At 69.3% G+C, this 19863-nt stretch carries 18 protein-coding genes; 16 read left to right on the top strand and 2 right to left on the bottom strand.

Annotation, left to right across the window (positions count from 1 at the left end; genetic code table 11):
* Positions 1-33 precede the first annotated feature (33 nt).
* The 15 genes from ACIA76_RS02310 (at position 34) to ACIA76_RS02240 (ending at position 16412) form a co-directional block, all read left to right on the top strand.
* Positions 34-978 (top strand): hypothetical protein, encoded by a 945-nt coding sequence (locus tag ACIA76_RS02310; RefSeq protein ID WP_397147456.1) that lies wholly within the window; start codon positions 34-36, stop codon positions 976-978.
* Positions 979-991: 13 nt separating this feature from the next.
* Positions 992-1861 carry a MinD/ParA family protein gene (locus tag ACIA76_RS02305; protein WP_397147454.1) on the top strand — a complete coding sequence of 290 codons (870 nt, stop codon included), beginning with the start codon at positions 992-994 and terminating at the stop codon, positions 1859-1861.
* Complete coding sequence (locus ACIA76_RS02300) at positions 1858-2520, top strand: hypothetical protein (protein WP_397147452.1); 663 nt, start codon at positions 1858-1860, stop codon at positions 2518-2520. The genes ACIA76_RS02305 and ACIA76_RS02300 overlap by 4 nt, the downstream gene beginning before the upstream one ends.
* A gap of 211 nt (positions 2521-2731) precedes the next feature.
* Entirely contained in the window at positions 2732-3028 is a 297-nt protein-coding gene (locus tag ACIA76_RS02295) for a hypothetical protein (protein ID WP_397147450.1), read from the top strand.
* 12 nt (positions 3029-3040) lie between these two features.
* Positions 3041-3286, top strand: coding sequence for a hypothetical protein (locus tag ACIA76_RS02290; protein WP_397147448.1), 246 nt, complete (start codon positions 3041-3043; stop codon positions 3284-3286).
* Positions 3287-3299: 13 nt separating this feature from the next.
* Positions 3300-3941 carry a hypothetical protein gene (locus tag ACIA76_RS02285; RefSeq protein ID WP_397147446.1) on the top strand — a complete coding sequence of 214 codons (642 nt, stop codon included), beginning with the start codon at positions 3300-3302 and terminating at the stop codon, positions 3939-3941.
* Entirely contained in the window at positions 3938-4765 is an 828-nt protein-coding gene (locus ACIA76_RS02280) for a hypothetical protein (RefSeq protein ID WP_397147444.1), read from the top strand. Before ACIA76_RS02285 ends, ACIA76_RS02280 begins: the two co-directional genes overlap by 4 nt.
* Positions 4766-4823: 58 nt before the next feature.
* Positions 4824-6308, top strand: a complete 1485-nt coding sequence (locus ACIA76_RS02275; protein ID WP_397147442.1) for a hypothetical protein — start codon at positions 4824-4826, stop codon at positions 6306-6308.
* A complete protein-coding gene (locus ACIA76_RS02270) occupies positions 6305-7795 on the top strand; it encodes an SCO6880 family protein (RefSeq protein ID WP_397147440.1) in 1491 nt (496 codons plus the stop codon). Before ACIA76_RS02275 ends, ACIA76_RS02270 begins: the two co-directional genes overlap by 4 nt.
* An 84-nt stretch (positions 7796-7879) precedes the next feature.
* On the top strand, positions 7880-11038 hold the full coding sequence (locus ACIA76_RS02265; RefSeq protein ID WP_397147438.1) for a hypothetical protein: 3159 nt from the start codon (positions 7880-7882) through the stop codon (positions 11036-11038).
* A gap of 28 nt (positions 11039-11066) precedes the next feature.
* The gene (locus ACIA76_RS02260; RefSeq protein ID WP_397147436.1) at positions 11067-11378 is read left to right on the top strand and encodes a transposase; all 312 of its coding nucleotides are present in this window, start codon (positions 11067-11069) and stop codon (positions 11376-11378) included.
* Between the two features lie 397 nt (positions 11379-11775).
* On the top strand, positions 11776-13497 hold the full coding sequence (locus ACIA76_RS02255) for a peptidoglycan DD-metalloendopeptidase family protein (RefSeq protein WP_397147434.1): 1722 nt from the start codon (positions 11776-11778) through the stop codon (positions 13495-13497).
* Positions 13498-13589: 92 nt separating this feature from the next.
* The gene (locus tag ACIA76_RS02250) at positions 13590-14147 is read left to right on the top strand and encodes a hypothetical protein (protein ID WP_397147432.1); all 558 of its coding nucleotides are present in this window, start codon (positions 13590-13592) and stop codon (positions 14145-14147) included.
* A 37-nt stretch (positions 14148-14184) separates the two neighbouring features.
* Positions 14185-16020: a type IV secretory system conjugative DNA transfer family protein gene (locus tag ACIA76_RS02245; protein ID WP_397147430.1), complete on the top strand. Its 1836-nt coding sequence runs from the start codon at positions 14185-14187 to the stop codon at positions 16018-16020.
* A complete protein-coding gene (locus ACIA76_RS02240; protein ID WP_397147428.1) occupies positions 16017-16412 on the top strand; it encodes a DUF4913 domain-containing protein in 396 nt (131 codons plus the stop codon). The genes ACIA76_RS02245 and ACIA76_RS02240 overlap by 4 nt, the downstream gene beginning before the upstream one ends.
* Before the next feature lie 81 nt (positions 16413-16493).
* On the opposite strand, the gene ACIA76_RS02235 is transcribed toward ACIA76_RS02240, so the two are convergent.
* A complete protein-coding gene (locus tag ACIA76_RS02235; protein WP_397147427.1) occupies positions 16494-17066 on the bottom strand; it encodes a hypothetical protein in 573 nt (190 codons plus the stop codon).
* Between the two features lie 431 nt (positions 17067-17497).
* On the bottom strand, positions 17498-18370 hold the full coding sequence (locus tag ACIA76_RS02230) for a peptidylprolyl isomerase (protein WP_397147425.1): 873 nt from the start codon (positions 18368-18370) through the stop codon (positions 17498-17500).
* A gap of 151 nt (positions 18371-18521) precedes the next feature.
* On the opposite strand from ACIA76_RS02230, the gene hisS reads away from it, so the two are divergent.
* Positions 18522-19799, top strand: a complete 1278-nt coding sequence (hisS, locus tag ACIA76_RS02225) for a histidine--tRNA ligase (RefSeq protein ID WP_397147423.1) — start codon at positions 18522-18524, stop codon at positions 19797-19799.
* The last annotated feature ends 64 nt before the right edge of the window (positions 19800-19863 follow it).

The raw sequence follows: 19863 nt of genomic DNA, 5'->3' as shown, positions 1-19863 counted from the left end.
GCTGCATGTGGCTGGCTCCGCGGGATTGGGGGAATGTTGAAGTCGTACAAAGACCTGGCGCGCTGGTACCCGCCGCTCGAGCCCGAGGGCGTCGCGACCGGATCGCGCGCGCGGACCGCGCCGCCGGTGCAGCCCGCCTTCGTCGACGACGGCGCGGCGCGCTATCCGCACTACATTCGCGAGACCGAGCCCGAACCGTTCGATATCGCCTTCGTCGACGAACCGTCCACCCGCCGGGCCGAATTCACCGGCGGCTGGGTCGATTGGGTCGGCAGTCACGCCCCCGGACCCGATGACGACTATCCGATCGGCGACGGCCAGGTCGTGCACTTCCCGTGGGAGGACGAGGAGGACGAGGAGATCGGCGAGCGGCCGCGCCGCCCCCATGTGGGGCGCGACGATCCGGCCGCGGCGGCCTCGCCGGGTCGGTTGCGTGCGCGCCCGAACCGGTTGTGGATTGCCCTCGTGCTGGTGTTAGCGGTGCTATTGCTGGTTGCCGCAGGCGGATTCGCCCTCTACGTGCTGCACACCGGCAGCGCGAAGCGGCAGAGCCTCGGCCGCCCCGCGCTGACGATGCGGCTGTCGGCGGTCACCAGCGAGACCGCGGCAGGCAGCTGTCCGACCGAACGATCCGCCGATGTGCTGCGCGGCGCGGAACCCGGCGGCACCGATTCCGGACCCGCGGCGATCATGTGGTTCCAGCATTCGTACTACGTGGAGCGTTCCGGCGAACGGGCATGGCAGGTCGTGGCCCCCGGCGCGCCGGTGCCGCCGCCCGCCCTGATCCAACGCGGTATCGATTCGGTCCCGCCCGGCACCGATTACTGCGTGCGGGTGGCGAACCAGTCACAGGGCAAGTACACGGTGGAGGTCACCGAGCGCCGCCCCGGCGGCGCGCCGACGACCTACGACAAGCAGACGGTCACCACCGCGGTGGTCGACGGCCGCACGCTGATCACGAGCATCGCGGCCGGGTAAGAGGAGAGCTGAGATGGGACAGGACTGGAGCCGATGGCTCGACGAGGCGCCCGAGGCGGGCGACTCCGCGGGCGCGCGCGCGAAGGCTCCGGTGGTGCGGTTACGCAAGGGCCGGGGCGACGATTCCGACGGTGGCTCGTTCACCCGCCCGATCCTCGTGGTCGGCGGCTGCGGCGGCGCCGGCACCACCGCGACCGCGCTGGGCCTGGCCGGTGAACTCGGCGCGGCGGGCGCACCGACCGTGGCCGTGGACGCCACCACCGCGGGCAGCGATCTCGCGCTGCGCGGCGCGGATGAGCATCTGAGCCCGATCAGCCTGCAGCAGTGGCTCTACGGCCGCGGCGACGACGAGCCCGCACCGCTCAAGGACTGCCTGTCCCATGCCACCTCCGGTATCGGACTGCTGTGGCGCGACGCGGCCCCGCTGCGTCGCCGCGCGACCTATCTGACCGTGGCCCGGGCCGTCGCGGACGCGGGCTACACCCCGGTCTACGACGGCGGCAGCCCGATCGCCGCGCGGCATCTGCGCCCGCTGCTCGAGGATGCCGAAGTGGCGCTGGTGCTGGCCATTCCGGCCCGCGTCGACGCCGCCAACCGGCTGCGGGTGACCCTGGAATGGCTCGACGACGAATTCGGCGGACAGACCGAGGGGCAGGGCGGTGGCATCGTCGGCGACACCACCGTCGTGGTGTCCCATCAGCTGCCCGGCGCCGAATCTCCGGTCGCCGAACATTTGCGGGAACATCTGACCGGCTGGGTGCGCGATATTCGGGAGATTCCGTACGATCCGCATCTGGCCCGGGGAGAGCTGGTGCGTCACAACACACTCGCCGCCGACACTCGCAGGGCATATCGCACGCTGCTGGCGGGGGTGACATCATGACCGCGGCCATGAAGCAACATCGCACAACCGAAACCCCGCCCGCGGCAGGCGTTGTCGCCCCGCCCGAATCCCGCCGCGCCCCTATCTGGGAGCGGCCCGTGCCCGGGGTGGGGCGAGCCCCGCTCGTGTGGTTACTCGGCGTGCACGGCGGCGCTGGGGCCAGCACCCTGTCGCACGTGCTCGCACCCGCCGCCGACTCGCACCGGCGCTGGCCGGGCGTGTTCGATCGCGAATCGCCGTATGTCGTGCTGGTCGCCCGCGAGACCATCGCGGGGCTGACCCGCGCCCACGATCTACTGCGCCAGTACCACGCCGGACTTTCGGGCCCGAGCGAGGTGCTGGGCCTGATCACCGTCGCCGCCCGCCCGGGCCGGCTGCCCGCCGAGATCCGGCGCTATCGCGATGTGGTCGGCGCGCTGGCGGGGGAGATGTGGCAGGTGCCCTGGCATGAGGAGTGGATCCTGGTCGAACCCGATCAGCTGCCGGTGTGGTCGCCGTCGGATCCACCCCCCTCGCAGAAGAAGCGCAAACTCGATCCGCTGCAGGAGGTCCCGCACGACGTCGACGAACTCGGCACGAGCATTGTCGGTGTGATCCGCGAAAGGGTCAGTGCCGCAGTCTCGTCCGAGGACGGCGAGGAAGACGAGGATTCGGAATGAACGGTCGAGCCCGGAGGCGGCAGCGGAGCGTAACCACGCAGGGCTCCGTTCATTCCGACAGAGGGCACGAGCTGAGTAGCGTGAATCGGCCGTCCGTGCCGTCGACTCGGCCATCCGGGCCTATCGCCGGATGGTGCCAAGGTGTTGTGGCTGAGGGTATACCTCAGGTACACGGTTATGTATTCCGATCACCTATTGAGAAGGACGCTCGATGAGTACCATCCTGCTCGCCGTGCACGAGACGTACGGCGCAGTTCTCGCCCAGGTCGGGAACCCGACCCCCGAGGCGCCTCCGGCCTCGGAGAAATTGCTCCGATTGGTCCGATACTTCACTTGGTTCGTCTTGCTGTCCGGCATCATGGGCATCACCTACGCGGGCGGCAGGTTCGCATGGGAGAAGTGGACCGGCGGCGGGCTCGAATCGCCGAAGATGGTGGCGGGCGCCATGATCGGCGGCATCGTGGCCACCAGTGCGGGCACCATCATGAACGCCGTGATCGGGACCTAGGGCCGGGCGATCGTGCTTGCCTACAAGCAGATTCCGGCCGACGTCCTCGAACCGGTCATGCAGCTCATCAACTGGCTGCTCTGGGTCGTGCTGTTGTTCTGCCTGGCCTGGATGATCGTTTCGGCCGGGCGATTCTGGTCGGCCTTCCGCGACGATATGGCCGTCAACGACGCATCCCATGGCGTCGTGATGAGTCTGATCGGCGCGATCGTGGCCACCTCGGCGAGCGCGATTGCGCTGACCTTCCTACCGACGTGAACGGCCGCGCCCCATGACCTCTGCCGAGACGATCGCAGTCGCGCCCGCACCGCGCATTCGCCTGGCCGCCGTGGGCGTGCTCGGCATCGCCGTGCTGGTGGCCGCGGGCTGTGGTGACGGCGACTCGGCGCGTACCGACCCGGCCCACCCGCCCACCGGGGTGCGCTGGCAGCCGTATCAGGGGGTCGCCCTGCCGATCACCGAACAGGGCCCGGCGCATGAGGACGACGGCGCCGCAACCGGATTCGATTGCGGACCCGCGGGCGCCGCGGTGGCCGCCATCACCCATGCCGTCCGCCTGGCGGTGGCCGCCGACAACCAATGGTCGACGGTGCTCGGCAAGGAAGTGATACCCGGATCCGCCCGCGACGATTGGGCGGTGAGCCGGGTGCAGCTGTCGGTCACCGGACCGGCGGCCCGCGAGTACGCGCCCCGCGTACTCGGCTATCGCATCACCGGATACACCCAGGACAGAACGACCGTGGACGTGTTCACCCAATACTCCGACGGCTCGCGCGCGGTGAATCACACCACCGTCGAGTGGTTCGGACAGGACTGGAGGTTACGGCTGCCCGATCCGGGCGCCACCGCCCGACCCGTCGAGTCGATCGACCAGTTACCCGGCGATATCGTGAGTTTGGAGGCACCGACATGAGTCCCAGGGACTCCTCCGGAGACGAGCGCAACGTCTCGTTCGGAGTGATCGCCTCCGCCGCGGTGATCGCGCTGATCGTGATCGTCGGGGTGTTCATGTACGTCGGGCGCGACACCTCCTCCCATTCCGGCGCGGCCGATCCCGGTCCCGCGCCGACCGCGGGCATCGGCGCGACCGGCTTCGCCGAACCCGAGGTGGACCTGTTCGGACGCCGGATCGATATCCCGAACAACCCTGCGGGACAACCGCTTCCGCAGGACGAATCCAAACAGCGCCACCCCGGCGATCCGGACTGGCTGACCGCGGCGCCGGTCGGGACCACCGATCCGCGCGGCTGGCAGCGGGTGTACGGGGCGTCGGTGCCGTTCTCCACCAGCGACGGGCCCACCTCGATCGAGGACGGCCTGGCGGTGGGCTACGCGCATACCCCGCAGGGTGCGGCCCTCGCGGCGGCCCAGATCACCTATCGGCTCAATGCCCGCCCCGCCGACCGGGACCTCTACGTGCGCCAGGTGCGCGCCACGGCCCAGCAGATCGCCGCCTACGACAAGGCGCGCTCGGCGGGCAGACTGCCCGAACAGCAGCCGGAGCGGATCACCCGATACCTGATCGCGCCGGACGCCTTCCAGATCGAGAACTACGCCGACGATTTGGCCATCGTCCGACTGGCCGCGCGCGGCCCGGTCAACGACGGTAAGCAGGTCTGGGCCGCGGTGCGGCTCATCATGATCTGGGACGGCGGCGACTGGCGGCTCAAGCCGACCGAGGCGCGGGCCCCGCAGACGGACTACGTGGATTCGCTCGGGGGGTGGACCAAGTGGTAGACGAATGCGCAAGAACGGCAACAGAAGTCATCGATGGCCGACAGGAGGGGTGGACCACATGGTGAAGCGCATACTCACGATCCTTGCCGTGGTATTCACCGTCATGCTCGCGACTCCGACGGTGGCCTACGGCCAGCAGTACGGATTCGACCAGACGTGCAACCAGATTCACGACGATCTCGACGGTCTGGGCTTACCCGGAATCTCGCTGGGCGACGCCGCCTCGGCCGCCTGTAAGGCGGGCAATGTCGCCACCCATCCCGGCGACGCCGCCAACGCCGTGAAGGACAAGGCGTGGGACTCCACCTTCGGCAAGGTGGTCGACTCGCTGATGAACGGCCTCGGACAGGCGCTGATCCTGGCGTTGACGTTCTGGATGAAGGTGCCCAACGAGCGGATCAGCGACGGCGGGGCGCTGTTCCAGAAGATCAACGACTACACCTATCAGGCGCAGATCCTGCTGCTCATGGTGTCGGTGATCCTGTCCGGCATGCGATTGGCGCAGGCCAGACGCGGTGCGGTACTCAGCGAGGCCGAGGAATCGTTCCGGATGTTCGCCCGCGTGGTGTTCAGTTCCTGGATGCTGGGCGCGGTGATCGTGGCGGCCGCACAGGCGGCGGATCGCTTCTCGCAGTGGGTGATCGAGGACGCCAGTAACGGCAATGCCAAGAACATCGCCGAACTGCTGGTGAAAACCTCGAAGCTGCAAGCGTTTTCGCCCGGCCTGGTGTTGATCATCGCGATCGTCGGCCTGCTGGGCGCGCTCGGGCAGATCGTCCTGGCCATCGTTCGCCAGGGCCTGCTGGTGGTGGCCGCGGGCATGCTGCCGCTGGCGGCGGCGGCCTCGGGCACCAATACCGGACGGCAGTCCTACGGCAAGTTGCTGTCCTGGATCATCGCGTTCCTGCTGTGGAAACCGGTGGCGGCCATCGTCTACATGATCGCGTTCATCGCGGTCGGCAACACCGACGACCAGACCTCCACGGCCGGACTGCCCGATGCCGATCAGGCGCAGCGCATGCTGGTGGCGATCGTGCTGCTGTGCAGCGTGGCATTCGTACTGCCCGCGCTGATGCGGCTGGTGGCCCCGACGGTGGCGATGATCGGCACCGGCGCCTCGGGCCTCGGCGCGACCGGTGGTGTGCTGCTGGGTGCGGCCGCCCTGGGCGCGGTCGGCACGAAGGCCGTGGGTGTGCGCACCGCGGCGGCCACGGGCGCGCCCGGCTACGTGGGTCGCGGCGGTGGCGGTCGGCCACCGGGTGGCGCCCCGGGTCTGCGCGGCCAGGGTCCGGGTGGCCGCCCGGTGCCCCCGCGCGGTCCGAACGGCGGACCCGCCGGTGGCGGTGCGGCGGCCGCGCGTCCTGCGACTCCGGGCGGTTCGGGCGCAGTACCATCCGGGCCGGCACGAATGATGAATCGCATCACGACCGCCCGTGCGGCCGGGGCGAGCCTGGGTCGCGCCGAGGCCGCGATGGGCGACGTCGCCGGTGACCGCTGGGCCAACCGCGCACCCGATCTCGGCAGGAGCACGATTCCGCGATGACATCGACCGAGACCTATGAGCGCCGCTCGTACGGATTGTGGCAGAAGCCCCGCAGCGCAGGCCTTTTCGGACTGCGCTGGGGGGAGACGGTGCTCGGCTTCGTCGTGGTCATCACCGCCCTGATGACGGCGTTGGTGGCCGGGCCGAAACCGGCGTTCTTCGTGGCCGGTGCGGGCGCGGTCGTGATGATTCCACTGGTGTGGCGGTCGGGGGGCCGCTCGGGCTACGAGACGGGATTGATGATGTTCCACTGGTTGCGCGGCCGGAGCAGGGCCGAGCACGTCTATCGCGGCGGCCGGTTCTCGCGGATTCCGGGCGGCGTGGCGCGGCTGCCCGGGCTGATGGCGGCGTCGAAGCTGTACGAGGGCATCGATTCGGGCGGTTACAGCTTCGGCATGATCCACCTACCCCAATTCGGGCAGTACACCGTGGTTCTGCGGGCCTGGCCGCAGGGGCACGAGGCCGTCGACCAGCCGGTGATCGACCGCTGGGTGGCCGCCTGGGGCACGTTCCTGGCCTCGCTGGGGCAGACCTCCGACATCATCGCGGTGGTTCCGGTCATCGACACCGTGCCCGAGACCGGAAACCGTTTGCTCACCGAGGTTTCCGCCATCACCAATCCACACGCGCCGGATCTGGCGCAGCAGGTGATGTACGAACTGGCCACCGAATTGCCGCAGGAGCGTGTGCAATTGCTGCCGCGGGTGGCGATCACGTTCAAGGCCACCACCGCCGAGCGGCGCAAGAATCCGGCCGAGGAGGCGGTGGAGATCGGCCGCCGGCTGCCGGGCATCTGCGCGGCGCTGGCCGAGGCGGGAGTGCGGGCGCAGCCCATGTCGGCGGACGAGATCATCTCGTTCATCCGGCGCAGCTACGATCCGGCCGCGCAGGCGGATCTCGAGGTGGCGTCGAGCGAACCGGGCGGCCATGGCCTGGATTGGGCCGACGCCGGGCCGATTTCGCATGAGGAGCGCTGGGATCACTTCATCCACGACGGCGGCCGCTCGGTCACCTGGGAGATGGAGACCGCGCCCGAGGGTGCGGTGGACGAGCGGGTGCTGCAGCGGCTGCTCGCGCCGAATCCGGAGGTGCCGCGCAAGCGGATCACCATCGTGTACCGCCCGCATTCGGCGGCCGACGCCGCCGAGATCGTGGACGACGATTACAAGAACGCGCTCGTGGCCCAGCAGAGCGAGCGTGGCGTGGTGTCGGCGGCGGCGACGCTGCGCGTCGGCGCGACGCAACAGGCCCGCGAGGAGCAGGCCCGGGGTCACGGTGTGACCCGCTTCGGGGCGCTGGTGACCATCACCGAGCCCCTGCGCGGCGATCTGCCGCGTATCGAAGCCATTACGCGTGATCTGTCCACACAGGCGCGCCTGAAGATCCGGCGGTGCTACCGCTACCAGGCGGCGGCCTTCGCGGCCTCGCTCGGGTGCGGGGTGATCCTGCCGGAGCACGCATCCATTCCGAAAGCCTTGGCGGGGTGAGTGAGCGTAGCGAGCGAACCGAGAACACAGGGCGCCACGCGCACGACGGAGCCGAGCGCCAGCGAGGCGGAGGAGTGAGTGTTCATGGCAGGTGATCAGGAGCCACCGATCCGGTACCGCGGCGAACCGCCGCGCTATCGCGAACGCGTGGTGGACCCGGAGAATCCGGCGCCGATGCGCCGCGGCGCACGCCGCGGCCACGACGACGGCTGGGATATCGAGGCCTACACCCCGGGCGACCCGCGGTCCGCCTTACCTGCCGACTGGGACGACGCTCCCGTGCGTCCCACCCGACGCCGCGAAATCGGCGAGCCGGGCGACGAGCATGAGCCGCCCGCGCCCCGCCGCGGCTCCCCGCGCTCGGGTCGTTCCGCGAATCCCGATGCGGGATCGGATGTTCCGGATGAGCGTGCGGCACCTCCGCCGCGCCGTGGTTCGGGACGCTCGGATCACTCCACGGATCTCGTTGCGGGACAGGATGTTCCAAGGGAGCGAGCGAAGCGGCAGTCGGGACGTGGCTCCGCGCGCTCTGCCGATTCTGCCGCAGGGTCGGATGATCAGGTGATCCCCCCGTCGCGTTCGGGACGTTCGGTCGATCCCGCTGTGGGGCCGGATGTCTCGGCTTCCACGTCCGATTCGGTTGCGGGATCGGATGTTTCGATCGAGCAGGCGTCTTCGGGTCGCGGATCCGAGCGTGCGGACCGTCTCGCCGATCCTGGTGATGGATCGGATGCTCGGCCCACGGTCTCGGGCCGCGCCGGTAAATCCGATGCGGGGCAGGACGTTTCGACCTCGAATGACAAGCTTCCACAGGGGCTGCGCGGTGCCGTTCTGCCCGGGCGAGTCGTGGATTCCGTTGAGGGGCACGAGAGTTCGGCGACGCCGGATCGGCCGGTGGCGGGGGATGGATCCGGGGGATCGGCCGCGGGAGTCGGTGGGGACGTCGCCGAGGGGAATGGCGACGGGCAAGTAACGGCGGCCGGGGCCGATGCTGAGCATCGGGAACGTGCCACCGGGTCTCGTGACGAGGCGCCGGGGGAGCACGACTCGGTCGACGGTGACCGGGCGGCAGCGGAACTCGGGGTTGCCGCTGCCTCCGGGTCCGCCGAAACAGACACAGCGGGAAGGGATCTCGCACCCGCCGAGATCCCGGCCGATAAGGCCGCCGCACCACAGGCTCGCGGCGGTAAGCCGCGGACCGACGGAAACGGCTCCCGGCGTGGGCAATCCGCGCCGGGCGAGGCCGCGGCACGGAAACGATCGGCGGGGCAGGAGCGGGGCGATATGCGAGACAACGGCCGAGCGCCCACCCGTCGCGGCGAGGATCGAACGACCGACGGCCCGTCGGGCAACGGGCGATCCGGCGAACGGCGGCGCACCCCGGATCAGCCGACGGAACGGCATCGGGTTCGCCCCGAGGATCGACCGCGCGCCAACGGATCTCGTTCGGATCACCGGGAGCGCACCGGCGCCCAGCGCGCGACGCGGGGAGCCGAACGCACCGACCGCCGGCGCACCACCGCGCGAAAGACCAAGCCCGCCAGGCAGAAGAAGCAGGGCCCGCCGCTGCTCGACGACGCCACCCGGGCCCGATACGAGGCCGTCGCCCGCGAACGCTCCGGGCTGCGCGCGGCATGGGCGGCGTTCCGCATCCGCACCGACGATCTGCGCCGCGTCAACGCCGCGGCCCGCGGCGAGGCCATCGTCGACGACGCATTCGACCGTGAGACTTCGCCTTTGACCGACCGCGGCTATGCCGGGCCCGGCGGCGGCCGGATGAATGTGGTCGGCCGTCCCGTCGAATACCGCGCCACCACCGCGCAGGTCGCGGGCCTGTGGCCCTGGTCGGTCGGCGCGGGCGCCCCGCTGATCGGCACCCCGCTCGGATCGCATCTGCATACGGGCGCACCCGTCTGCTTCGATCCGATGAACTGGTTCATGCGCGGCAGCTTCATCACCGCGCCGAGCCTGTTCGTCCTGGGCCTCAACGGTTTCGGCAAATCCTCGCTGGTGCGCCGCATTGTGCTCGGCGGTGTCGCGCAGGGCATCACCCCGCTGATCCTGGCCGACGTCAAACCCGACTATCGCAAGCTGGTGGAGCTGGTCGGCGGCCAGGTCATCGACCTCGGCTACGGGCACGGCAAACTGAATCCGCTCGCGGGCGGTGTGCTCGGCTCGGTCGTGCCGATGCTGGCGGAGGCGCCCGCGCTGCAAATCCAAGTGACACAGGAGCTTCGGGCCCGCCAGGTCACCCTCATCGCGGGCCTGGTCGAACTGGTGCGCGGGGCCCGGGTGCGCGACTACGAGGAGACGCTGATCGCTACCGCGCTGCGCATCCTCTACCGCGAGGGCAGCGGCTACGCCCCGGACAGCCCGCCGATCATGGAGAACCTGCTCGACGTGATCGTCGGCGGCGGTGAGGAATTGATGCTCGACGCCGGGGCCGACAACACCGATGAGTACCACGAGGCCACCAAGGGGCTGCGTCGCTCGCTGCGAGCGCTCACCCAGGGTCCGTTCGGGGCGATCTTCAACGGGCAGACCACCAATCCGATCGACACCTCCGCGGTCGCGGTCTGCATCGATGTCTCGCATATCCCGGCCGGTGACAAGAAGCTCAAAGCCGCTGTCATGCTGGCCTGTTGGGCCGACGGCTTCGCCTCGGTGGAGGCCGCGCACGTGCTCGCCGACGCCAAGCTCGGCCCGCAGCGCTACTTCCAGGTGGTCATGGACGAGCTGTGGCAGGTGCTCGGCCTCGGCGACTTCATGATCGATCGCGTCGACGAGCTGACCCGTCTGAATCGCACCATCGCCACCGCGCTGATCATGATCAGTCACACCATCAAGGATCTGCAGTCGCTCGGTTCGGAGGCCGCGATCGCCAAGGCGCTCGGCTTCCTGGAACGCGCGCGCGCCAAGATCTTCGGTGCGCTGCCGGCCGAGGAGCTCAAGCGACTGGATTCGATCGTGCCGTTCACCGCCGCGGAGGAGGAGATGGTGACCGGATGGTCGGCGCCCCAGGCGCTGACCGGTGAGGCACTCAAACCGGGCCAGGCCCGCCCGCCCGCGCCCGGCACCGGCAAGTTCCTGCTCAAGATCGGTGAGGATCGCCGCCCCGGCATCCCGTTCCATATGGAATTCACCATCTCGGAGAAGGACAGCGGAATCCACGAAACCAACCAGCGTTTCAGCGAGTTCACCGAATCCACCGCGCGCCGCGGTGACGAGGGGAGTGCTGCGTGAGATCGAACAGGACCCGGAGGTTGGCGCGATGATGCCGCACAGGTCGTATCGCAGAGTGTCGCCCGAGGTGCGCCGGGCGGCGGTCGAGCAGGTGCTCGCGCTGACCGGCAAGCTGCGCAGCGAATCGGAGGCGTGCCGCGTAGTGGCCGAGCAGATCGGCGTGCACACCAATTCGGTGCGCAACTGGGTCCGCGCCGCCGCCGAGGGCCCCGGCCTCGAGCGCATGGACGCGGTAGCCCTGCGCCGCAAGGTAGCCCTGCTCCAACAACAGCTGGCCGCCGCCGCCGAAATGAACCGCACCCTGGTCGAAACCCTCAACGACGCCAAACGCGCCACATGACCATCCCCACCCCCTCGGCGTCCACACCCGGCCTTGGCGACCGCACCCCCACCAGGCTGCGCCCGCCAACCCCGGGTGTGGCTGCCGCGCCCCGCCCCACCGCCCTCGCACCCCTTCCCGCCCTCCGCACCCCCTACGGCCACCCGCAAAGGGTGCGAAGGACGAGAAAGGGTGCGGCTGCCGTACCCCGCGCTGAGGCCTTCGCACCCGTTCCCGTTCGTTGCACCCTTTGCGGGTGGCCGCAGGGGGTGCGAGGGGCGGGAAGGGGTGCGGCTGTGGCATCGCGTGCTGGGGTCTTCGCACCCGTTCCCGCTTGTCGCACCTGTTGTGGCTGCCCGCAGAGGGTGCGAGGGGTGGGAAAGGGTGCGGGGATTGGTGAGGGTGGGGCGGGGGTGCGGTGAGTCCTAAGGCTGTGGCGTGGGTGGGGTTGGGGAGCGTGGTCGGGTTGATCGCGTTGGTGTTGGTGGTGGTGTTGCCTGCCTCGGAGGATCAGTGTGCGGATCAGCCGAGTGTGTCGGGGTCGATGTTGCCGGGGGATCCGCGGGCGTTGAGGACCGCCGAGGGGGCGGTGACGGGAAGTTCGAGCGCGGTGGCAGGGGGCTCGGCGACGCCGTCTCAGGGGCCCGCCGTTATTGCGGGAACCACCCCGGGTGGTGCGAATCAGCCTGCGGCTCTGGCGAATCCGGCCGTGACGGGGACGCCGTCGCTGGCGGCGGGGATCGCGCCGATCCGGCGGACCTGGCCGCTGCCCGCGGGCTCGTTCACGGTGTCGGATCCCTTCGGTGCGCGCGGCGGTACCCATCTCGGGGTCGATCTGGCCGCGCCCGACGGCACGCCGATCTCCTCCGTCGCCGACGGCGTGGTCGTCGCCGCGGGTCCGGCCTCGGGATTCGGGAATTGGATCGTGGTCGACTCCATCGATGTGAACGGCCGCCCGTTCTCGGCCGTCTACGGCCACGAATGGGACAGCGGGGTGCTGGTGCGCGCCGGACAGCCCGTGCGCGCCGGACAGCAGATCGGCAAGGTCGGCTCGGCGGGCGAATCCTCCGGTCCCCATTTACATTTCGAGATCGTGCCCGGCGGCCGCCTCACCGGCGGTCACCAGATCGACCCGCTTCCTTGGCTCGACGGCGCGCCGACCCCGAATGCCGAAGGGGCGTGGCCGTTTTCGACCAATCCGCTGTGCAGTCGCGGCTTCGGCACCGCGGGCGGCGCGCTCGCCGACGGCAAGGTGCCCCCCGAACTCGAGATCTGGTACCGCCGCGCGGGCTCGCTGTGCCCGGAGATCACCCCCTCGATCCTGGCCGCTCAGGGCCGGCAGGAATCCGGTTTCCGGCGCGGGCTGACCTCCCCGGCGGGCGCGGAGGGACTGTCGCAGTTCCTGCCCACCACCGCGAATTCGGTCGACCCCGACGACGGGAAGCCGTATCTGCTCGACGCCGACGGCAACGGCACGGCGAGCCTCTGGGACGACGGCGATGCGATCGTCGCCCAGGGTCGCTACATGTGTTCGCTGGCGCATCAGATCGAACGCTGGGTCGGCGAGGGCAAGGTGCACGGCGATATCGTCCCGCTGGCCCTGGCCGCCTACAACGCCGGTGAGGGCGCGGTGCTGGCCTCGGGCGGTATGCCGAATCAGGTGGCCGCGCACTTCTCCGAGACGCAGCCCTACGTCGCCAACATCCTGGCGATGGAACCGCAGTACCGCGCGCCCGGCTCGATGGGCCGCTTCCAGCCCGACGGCGAATCCACCGGCGCGCAGGTCGTGCAGGCGGCCCGGCAATGGCTGGGCAGTCCGTACATCTGGGGCGGCGGCGGACCGCAGGGCCCGACCGACGGCGGATTCGACGGCCCGGGCCTGACCGCCGCATCGGTATTCGCGGCGTCCTCGGGCCGAATCATCCTGCCCCGCACCGCCGAACAGCAGTGGGAGGCCGGATCCGAGGTGTCGCTGCGGAGCGCGCGACCGGGCGATCTGGTGTTCTCCCGTTTCGGCCCGCGTGGTCCGGCGGAGGTCGGCATCTATACCGGCAAGGGATCGATGATCCGCGCCGCCGACCCGTCCGGCGTGCGCGAGGCCCCGGTTCCCGGCGACAGTCGTCTGCGGAGGATGCAGTGAACGCTGATTCGAGCCCCCGAATCGGACACGCCGAGATCACGGCGGCCGTGCCGACCCCCATCGGGCGGTTCCGGCGATTAGCCTGGACAGCAGTGAGTTCGGTCCCCAAGCGCGCGAATCTGGTGGTGATGCTGATGGCGGGCATCGCGATGCTGACCGTCGGCTGCGGCGGCAGCGGTAGCGGCACGGATTCGTCCGTGTCACCGCCGACTTCGACGGTGCGGCCGCTGGAGGCCGTCCCGGCGCCCGATCCGACCACATCCGACGGGGTGGCCGTCGCGGCGCTGCGCGAGATCTACACCTGGTATCCGGTCACCGAGACCCAGGGCAGTTCGCTGGGGCGGGCGCGGAAGTGGCTGGGGCCCAGCCTGGTCCGCACCCTGGACACCCCGCCCAGCGGCGTCGACACCCCGAAACCGACGCTGCAATGGGCGGATTGGGGTAAGGCCGGTGCGAAGATCGAGGCGTTCACCTTCGCGTCCGGGGAGAAGGCGCCGCCCGGCGGCGATCCGGACCATCAGCAGTACAAGATCGGGATCGAACAGACCGTCGTCTACCCGGACGGACGACGCCGGCCGCTGCCGCCGACGACGGTGATCGCGACCGTCGCGCGCACCCCCGACGGCTGGCGGCTCGACGGATTCCGGTGAGCGACAACAACGTATACGGTCACCTCAGGAGGCGGCGATGGCGAAGAAGGTGAGGGATCCGGCCGAGCCGGGCCCCGATGTCACCCTGTACATGATCTATCTGGGCTTCGCGGTGGTCGGAATTCTGTGGCTCGCCCTGCAGCTCGGCAACCAGATGGCGGTCACCAAGCAGAACATCCCGATCAACCCGATCGCGATCGTGGCCGGGCTGGCCCGGGGTCAGCTGCAGTGGCCGCGGGCCTCGACGGTCATCGTGCTGCTGGTGGTGGCCGCGGTGGTGGCGATCGTGGTCGTGCGCCGGGAACTGAAGAAGCGCAAGGGGAAAGGCCACCTCGCCGTCGACGACAAGGCCGGGGTGATGGGCAACGGCGGCGCGATCTCGGCGCTGACCGAGGCGGGGGTGAAGGAGAAGGCCCAGCAGATCGGGGTGCGGCTGGGCTTCGATGATCCGCCCGGCGTGCCGATCGGCATGTCGGTGTCCGACGGTGTCATGCTCTACGGCTCGTACGAGGATCTGCATATCGATATCTGGGGTCCGCGCCAGGGCAAGTCGACCTCGCGGGTGATCCCGGCGATCCTGTCGGCCATCGGCCCGGTGCTGGCCACCTCGAATAAGCGCGATGTGGTCGATGCGACGCGAGATGTGCGCTCGGCCAAGGGATCTCAGGTGTTCGTCTTCGATCCACAGGGCGTGGCCGACGAGCCCGCGACCTGGTACTGGGATCCGTTGCGGTGGGTGGACGCCCGGCACGAGGGCTGTGAGATGCGCGCGGCCCGGCTCGCCGGTCACTTCGCCGACGGCGACGACGGCAGCATCTCGGGCGCCTCGGACGGCGACGGCAAGTTCTTCGAGCAGGAGGCGGAGGATCTGCTGGCCGGTCTGTTCCTGGCCGCGGCCGTGGCCGATCGGCCGATCGTGCAGATCTGGGACTGGGTGACCAATCCGCAGGACACCGAGCCGATCCAGCTGCTGCGCGGGGCCAGTCACCACTTCAGCGCCTCGGGCCTGTCCGCGCAGTACAACACCGATCCCCGCATGCGCAGCGGCATCTTCGGCATGGCCAAGAAGATGGTCCGCTGCCTGAAGCTGTCCAATGTGCATCCGTGGATCACCCCGGGCGGCGACCGCCGGGAGTTCGACGAACTCGACTTCATCGACCGCAACGGCACCCTGTACAGCCTGTCGCTGGAGGGTCGCGGTTCGGCGGCGCCGCTGGTGAGTGCGCTGACCGAGGCCGTGATCGATGTGGCGATGCGCAAGGCCTCCCATTCGCACGGCGGGCGGCTGGACATTCCGCTGCTGGCCGTGCTGGACGAGGCCGCCAACGTGGTGCGCTGGAAGGATCTGCCCAAGCAGTACAGCCACTTCGGCTCGCGCGGCATCGTGGTGATGACGGTGCTGCAGTCCTGGGCGCAGGGCGCGCGCTGCTGGGGCCCCGATGGCATGGAGGCGCTGTGGGCGGCCGCCAATATCAAGGTGCTCGGCAGCGGTGTCGACGACACCAAGTTCCTGCAGGAACGCTCCGAGGCCATCGGCGAATACGATGTGATCTCGCAGTCGGTCTCGGAATCCAAGGGCAGCAAGAGCTATTCGCGCTCGCTCGGATCGTCGAAGACCTTCAGCGTCAACGCGCTGGCCACCCTGCCGCGCGGCCGGGCGATCGTATTCTCCTCCGGCACACCGGCCGTACTGGTTCGAACGGTTCCCTGGTGGGAGGGCGAGTACGCTGACGCGGTGCGCCAGTCGATCGACCGCCACGATCCGCAGGGCCCGCGCCGGACCACGATCGGCGATCTGATCGAGGAGCGCGGCTTGACCGATGTCACTCCGCCGCAGACATATGGGCAGCCCGAGGAGGTTCGGCCGCTGTGAACGACCAGCAGCAAGACATGATCTACTCGAACGTGGTCGAGTTCGTGGAGAACTATCTGAGCCTCGTCTATCGGCGGCAGGTCACCGATCTCACCGATACCGTGTGGTGCCCCGAATGGTGGAAGCACGCCGAGGCGGCGATGCGGCTGGAGGCGCTGTGGCGGGCGTGGGAATACCTGCGCCAGGACGGGAAGACGGGTATGAGCGTGTGGTTCCTCGACCACGCCGATCCGCATATGACCCGGCTGTTCGATCCGAAGGGTCCGTTCAAGTACTGCAGCGTGCGCAACGGCCACAAGGATATGCTCAGCCCGCTGCCGCTGAAGTCGCCGCAGCAGGGACTGTTCGGCGATCCGACCGTCGATCCGGCGACCGGGGACTTCCGCTCCTGAATCGTCCTGCCCCGCAAGGGATTTCCGAATGGCTGCGGATCTCCGATCCGCAGCCCCGGAGAGATCCCTCGGGGCGGGGCGTCAGCTGTGCGACTGCTCCAGGCCGAGGCTGACACCCAAGCCCAGCTCCTGCTGACGGGCGCGCGTCACGTGCGGGGGTTCCTGCGGTTTGGCGGCGACGGCGGCCGTGGGGGGTTGTGCCTGACTGACTTCCATCAGCATGCGGACCGCCGCCACATCCGGGGCGATGCCGATCCGGGCCAGATGTGCGGCCAGTGCGGTGCGCCGCTCGACGGAGTCGTAGTGGCCCATCTCCTTGACCTTGTCCTTCGCCGCGGCCTGGGCGGCCATGCGAGTGGCGGTGGCCTGCGCGGCGAAGCGATCCTTCTCGAGGGATACACCCTTGTCCAGGGTGGGCCGCTCGAGCATGCGGGCCAGCTCCAGATTGCGCGGATCCTTCGCCTTGGCCTCGCGGGCCTCACGCAGCGCCAACTCCTTGGCGTCCTTCATGCGTGCCTCGGTGACCTTGACGCGGGCCTCGGCTTCCTTCTGGCCGCGTTCCCGGGTGCGCAGTGCGACCAGCGTCGCAAGCTGCAACATTTGCCTCATCAAAGCCGCTGTCTCGCGGCCGATGTCGTCGAGTTCCTCGGCCATTGCCTGCTCCCCGATGCTGCAGTGATCACTATGGATGATTGTGGTGCTTCGTCAGGGACGTCGCCGCGGGAACGGTGGTTCTTGCGGTGGTATCCCTCCTGCAAACGCGGACACCGCGAGCACTGGCGGGGCGTAGTCCTACCCGGTGGGGCGGTTACTACACCGCTTCGTACTCGTTCTTCGAGATTACCAGCGAATACGCAGGGCAGCCTTACTCGCGTTGTGCAACAACAGCATATAACGCACATATGCGACACGGGCCCCGAAGCGCCGGATGTTCTCCAGTATGAGGATGCCCTAACCGGACCGCCCATGGCCAGTGCGACACGATGCCATTTCGCTGCCCCGGCAGGGCATCTCACCGCCCTTCGGCGGCCGGCGGCGTGCCGGTACGCAACACGCGGGCGCACCGGCACGAAAGCCGCCGACGCTCAGCCGATCTTGGCCGATTCGAAGGTCACCGGCTGCTTCGGCTTACCGCCACCCGGGTTCGGATCCATCGATCCGTCGTCGCCGATCGCGGCGATCTTGTCCAGGGTCTTCATCCCGGCGTCGTCGACCGTGCCGAAGATGGTGTACAGCGGCGGAAGTTGGGAGTCGCCGGTCAGCAGGAAGAACTGGCTGCCGTTGGTGCCGGGCCCGGCATTGGCCATCGCGATCGTGCCGCGCTTGTACAGCACCGGCATCTGGGCGTTGGGATCCTGTGGGCCGGAGTACAGATCGGTCGGGTACTCGTTGTCGAAGGCGTAGCCCGGGCCGCCCTTGCCGGTGCCGGTCGGATCGCCGCACTGCAGCATCTGCAGGCCCTTGGTGCTGAGCCGGTGGCACGGCGCGTTGTCGAAGTAGTGCTGGCTCACCAGGCTCACGAAACTGTTGACGGTGCAAGGGGATTCGCCGCGATCGAGATTCAGGCCGAGCGGTCCCTGATTGGTGGTGATCGTGACGGACTCCTGCCCCTTGGCGACAATGCCGTCGCCATTGGGCTTCTGGATGCCGGGCTTGGCGGGCTCGCCACCGTCGCGGTAGGTGCAGGTGACGGTCGCGGGTAAGGCCTTCGCCGGCGGCGGCGGGGCGGCCTCGGGGGTGGTCGTCTGCGATGAGCCCGACGCCTGGGAGCTGTTGTCCTTGTCGTCGCCGCGCGTCAGGTAATAGATGCCCACGCCCGCCGCCACCACGACGACCACGCCGAGCACCGAGCCGGCGATGGTGAGCTGCTTGCGCTTGCGGTTCCGCTCGGCCTGCCGGGCCAGTCGCCGCTCCAGCTTGCGTTTTGCCGCCGCTCGCCGTTGTTCGTTACTCGGCACTACCAGTTCCTCCCGTGATCGTCGGCTGTCGGCATAAGAGTGTGCCATCACTTCCTGAGACGAGACCTAACGTTCGGCACGGGACCCGTACAATTGCCCAGCCTGGAACCGGTTGGACTCGAGGCATCCGGGTTTGAAAGACTGGACGATCGTGACCAAGACCAGCAGCTTCACCGCCCCGAAGGGGATCCCGGATTACGTGCCGCCCGGCTCGGCGGAGTTCGTCGCCGTCCGCGACGCGCTCGTGCACTCGGCCCGACTGGCCGGATACGGGCATGTCGAGCTGCCGATCTTCGAGGACACCGCCCTGTTCGCGCGTGGCGTCGGCGAATCCACCGACGTGGTCAGCAAGGAGATGTACACCTTCGCCGACCGCGGCGACCGCAGCGTGACGCTGCGCCCGGAGGGTACGGCCGGGGTGATGCGCGCGGTCATCGAACACGGCCTCGACCGGGGGCAACTGCCGGTCAAGCTCTACTACGCGGGTCCGTTCTTCCGCTACGAGCGGCCGCAGGCCGGGCGCTATCGGCAGCTGCAGCAGGTCGGCGTCGAGGCCATCGGCGTGGACGATCCGGCGCTGGACGCCGAGGTCATCGCGGTCGCCGACGCCGGATTCCGCTCGCTGGGTCTGGAGGGGTTCCGGCTCGAGATCACCTCGCTGGGCGACGACACCTGCCGCCCGCAGTATCGGGAGCTGCTGCAGGAGTTCCTGTTCGCCCTGCCGCTGGACGAGGAGACCCGCCGCCGCGCCGAGATCAACCCGCTGCGGGTGCTCGACGATAAGCGGCCCGAGGTGCGGGCGCTGACGGCCGACGCCCCGCTCATGCTCGATCACCTGTCCGAATCGGCCAAGGTGCACTTCGAGCAGGTGCTCGGATATCTGGACGCGCTCGGGGTGCCGTATGTGGTCAATCCCCGCATGGTCCGCGGCCTGGACTACTACACCAAGACCACCTTCGAATTCGTGCACGACGGTCTGGGCGCCCAGTCCGGAATCGGCGGCGGCGGCCGCTATGACGGGTTGATGGCCCAGCTGGGCGGGCAGCCGCTGTCGGGTATCGGTTTCGGCCTCGGCGTCGACCGCACCGTGCTGGCCTTGGCGGCCGAGGGCAAATCGGCCGCCGAACCGGCCCGCGTGGACGTGTTCGGGGTGCCGCTGGGCGAGGCGGCCAAGGCGCGGCTGGTGGCGCTGGCCGCGCAGCTGCGGGCGGCGGGCATCCGGGTGGATCTGGCCTACGGCGGGCGCGGGGTGAAGGGCGCGATGAAGGCCGCCGACCGCTCCGGCGCGAAATACGCTCTGGTGCTGGGTGATCGGGACCTGGCCGAGGGCGAGATCGGGCTGAAGGAGCTGGCCACCGGCGATCAGCGCCAGATCCGGATCGATGCGGCGGTCTCGACCGTCTCGGCCGCGCTGGCGGCGGATCGGTAGTACGGTCACGGATCATGCCCCGGTGCGCGGCCGGGGCGTATTCCGCTCGGACGAATGTGGATGC

The organism is Nocardia sp. NPDC051570 (assembly GCF_044454005.1).
GTDB lineage: Bacteria > Actinomycetota > Actinomycetes > Mycobacteriales > Mycobacteriaceae > Nocardia.
This window is presented reverse-complemented; position numbering and strand designations above follow the sequence as displayed.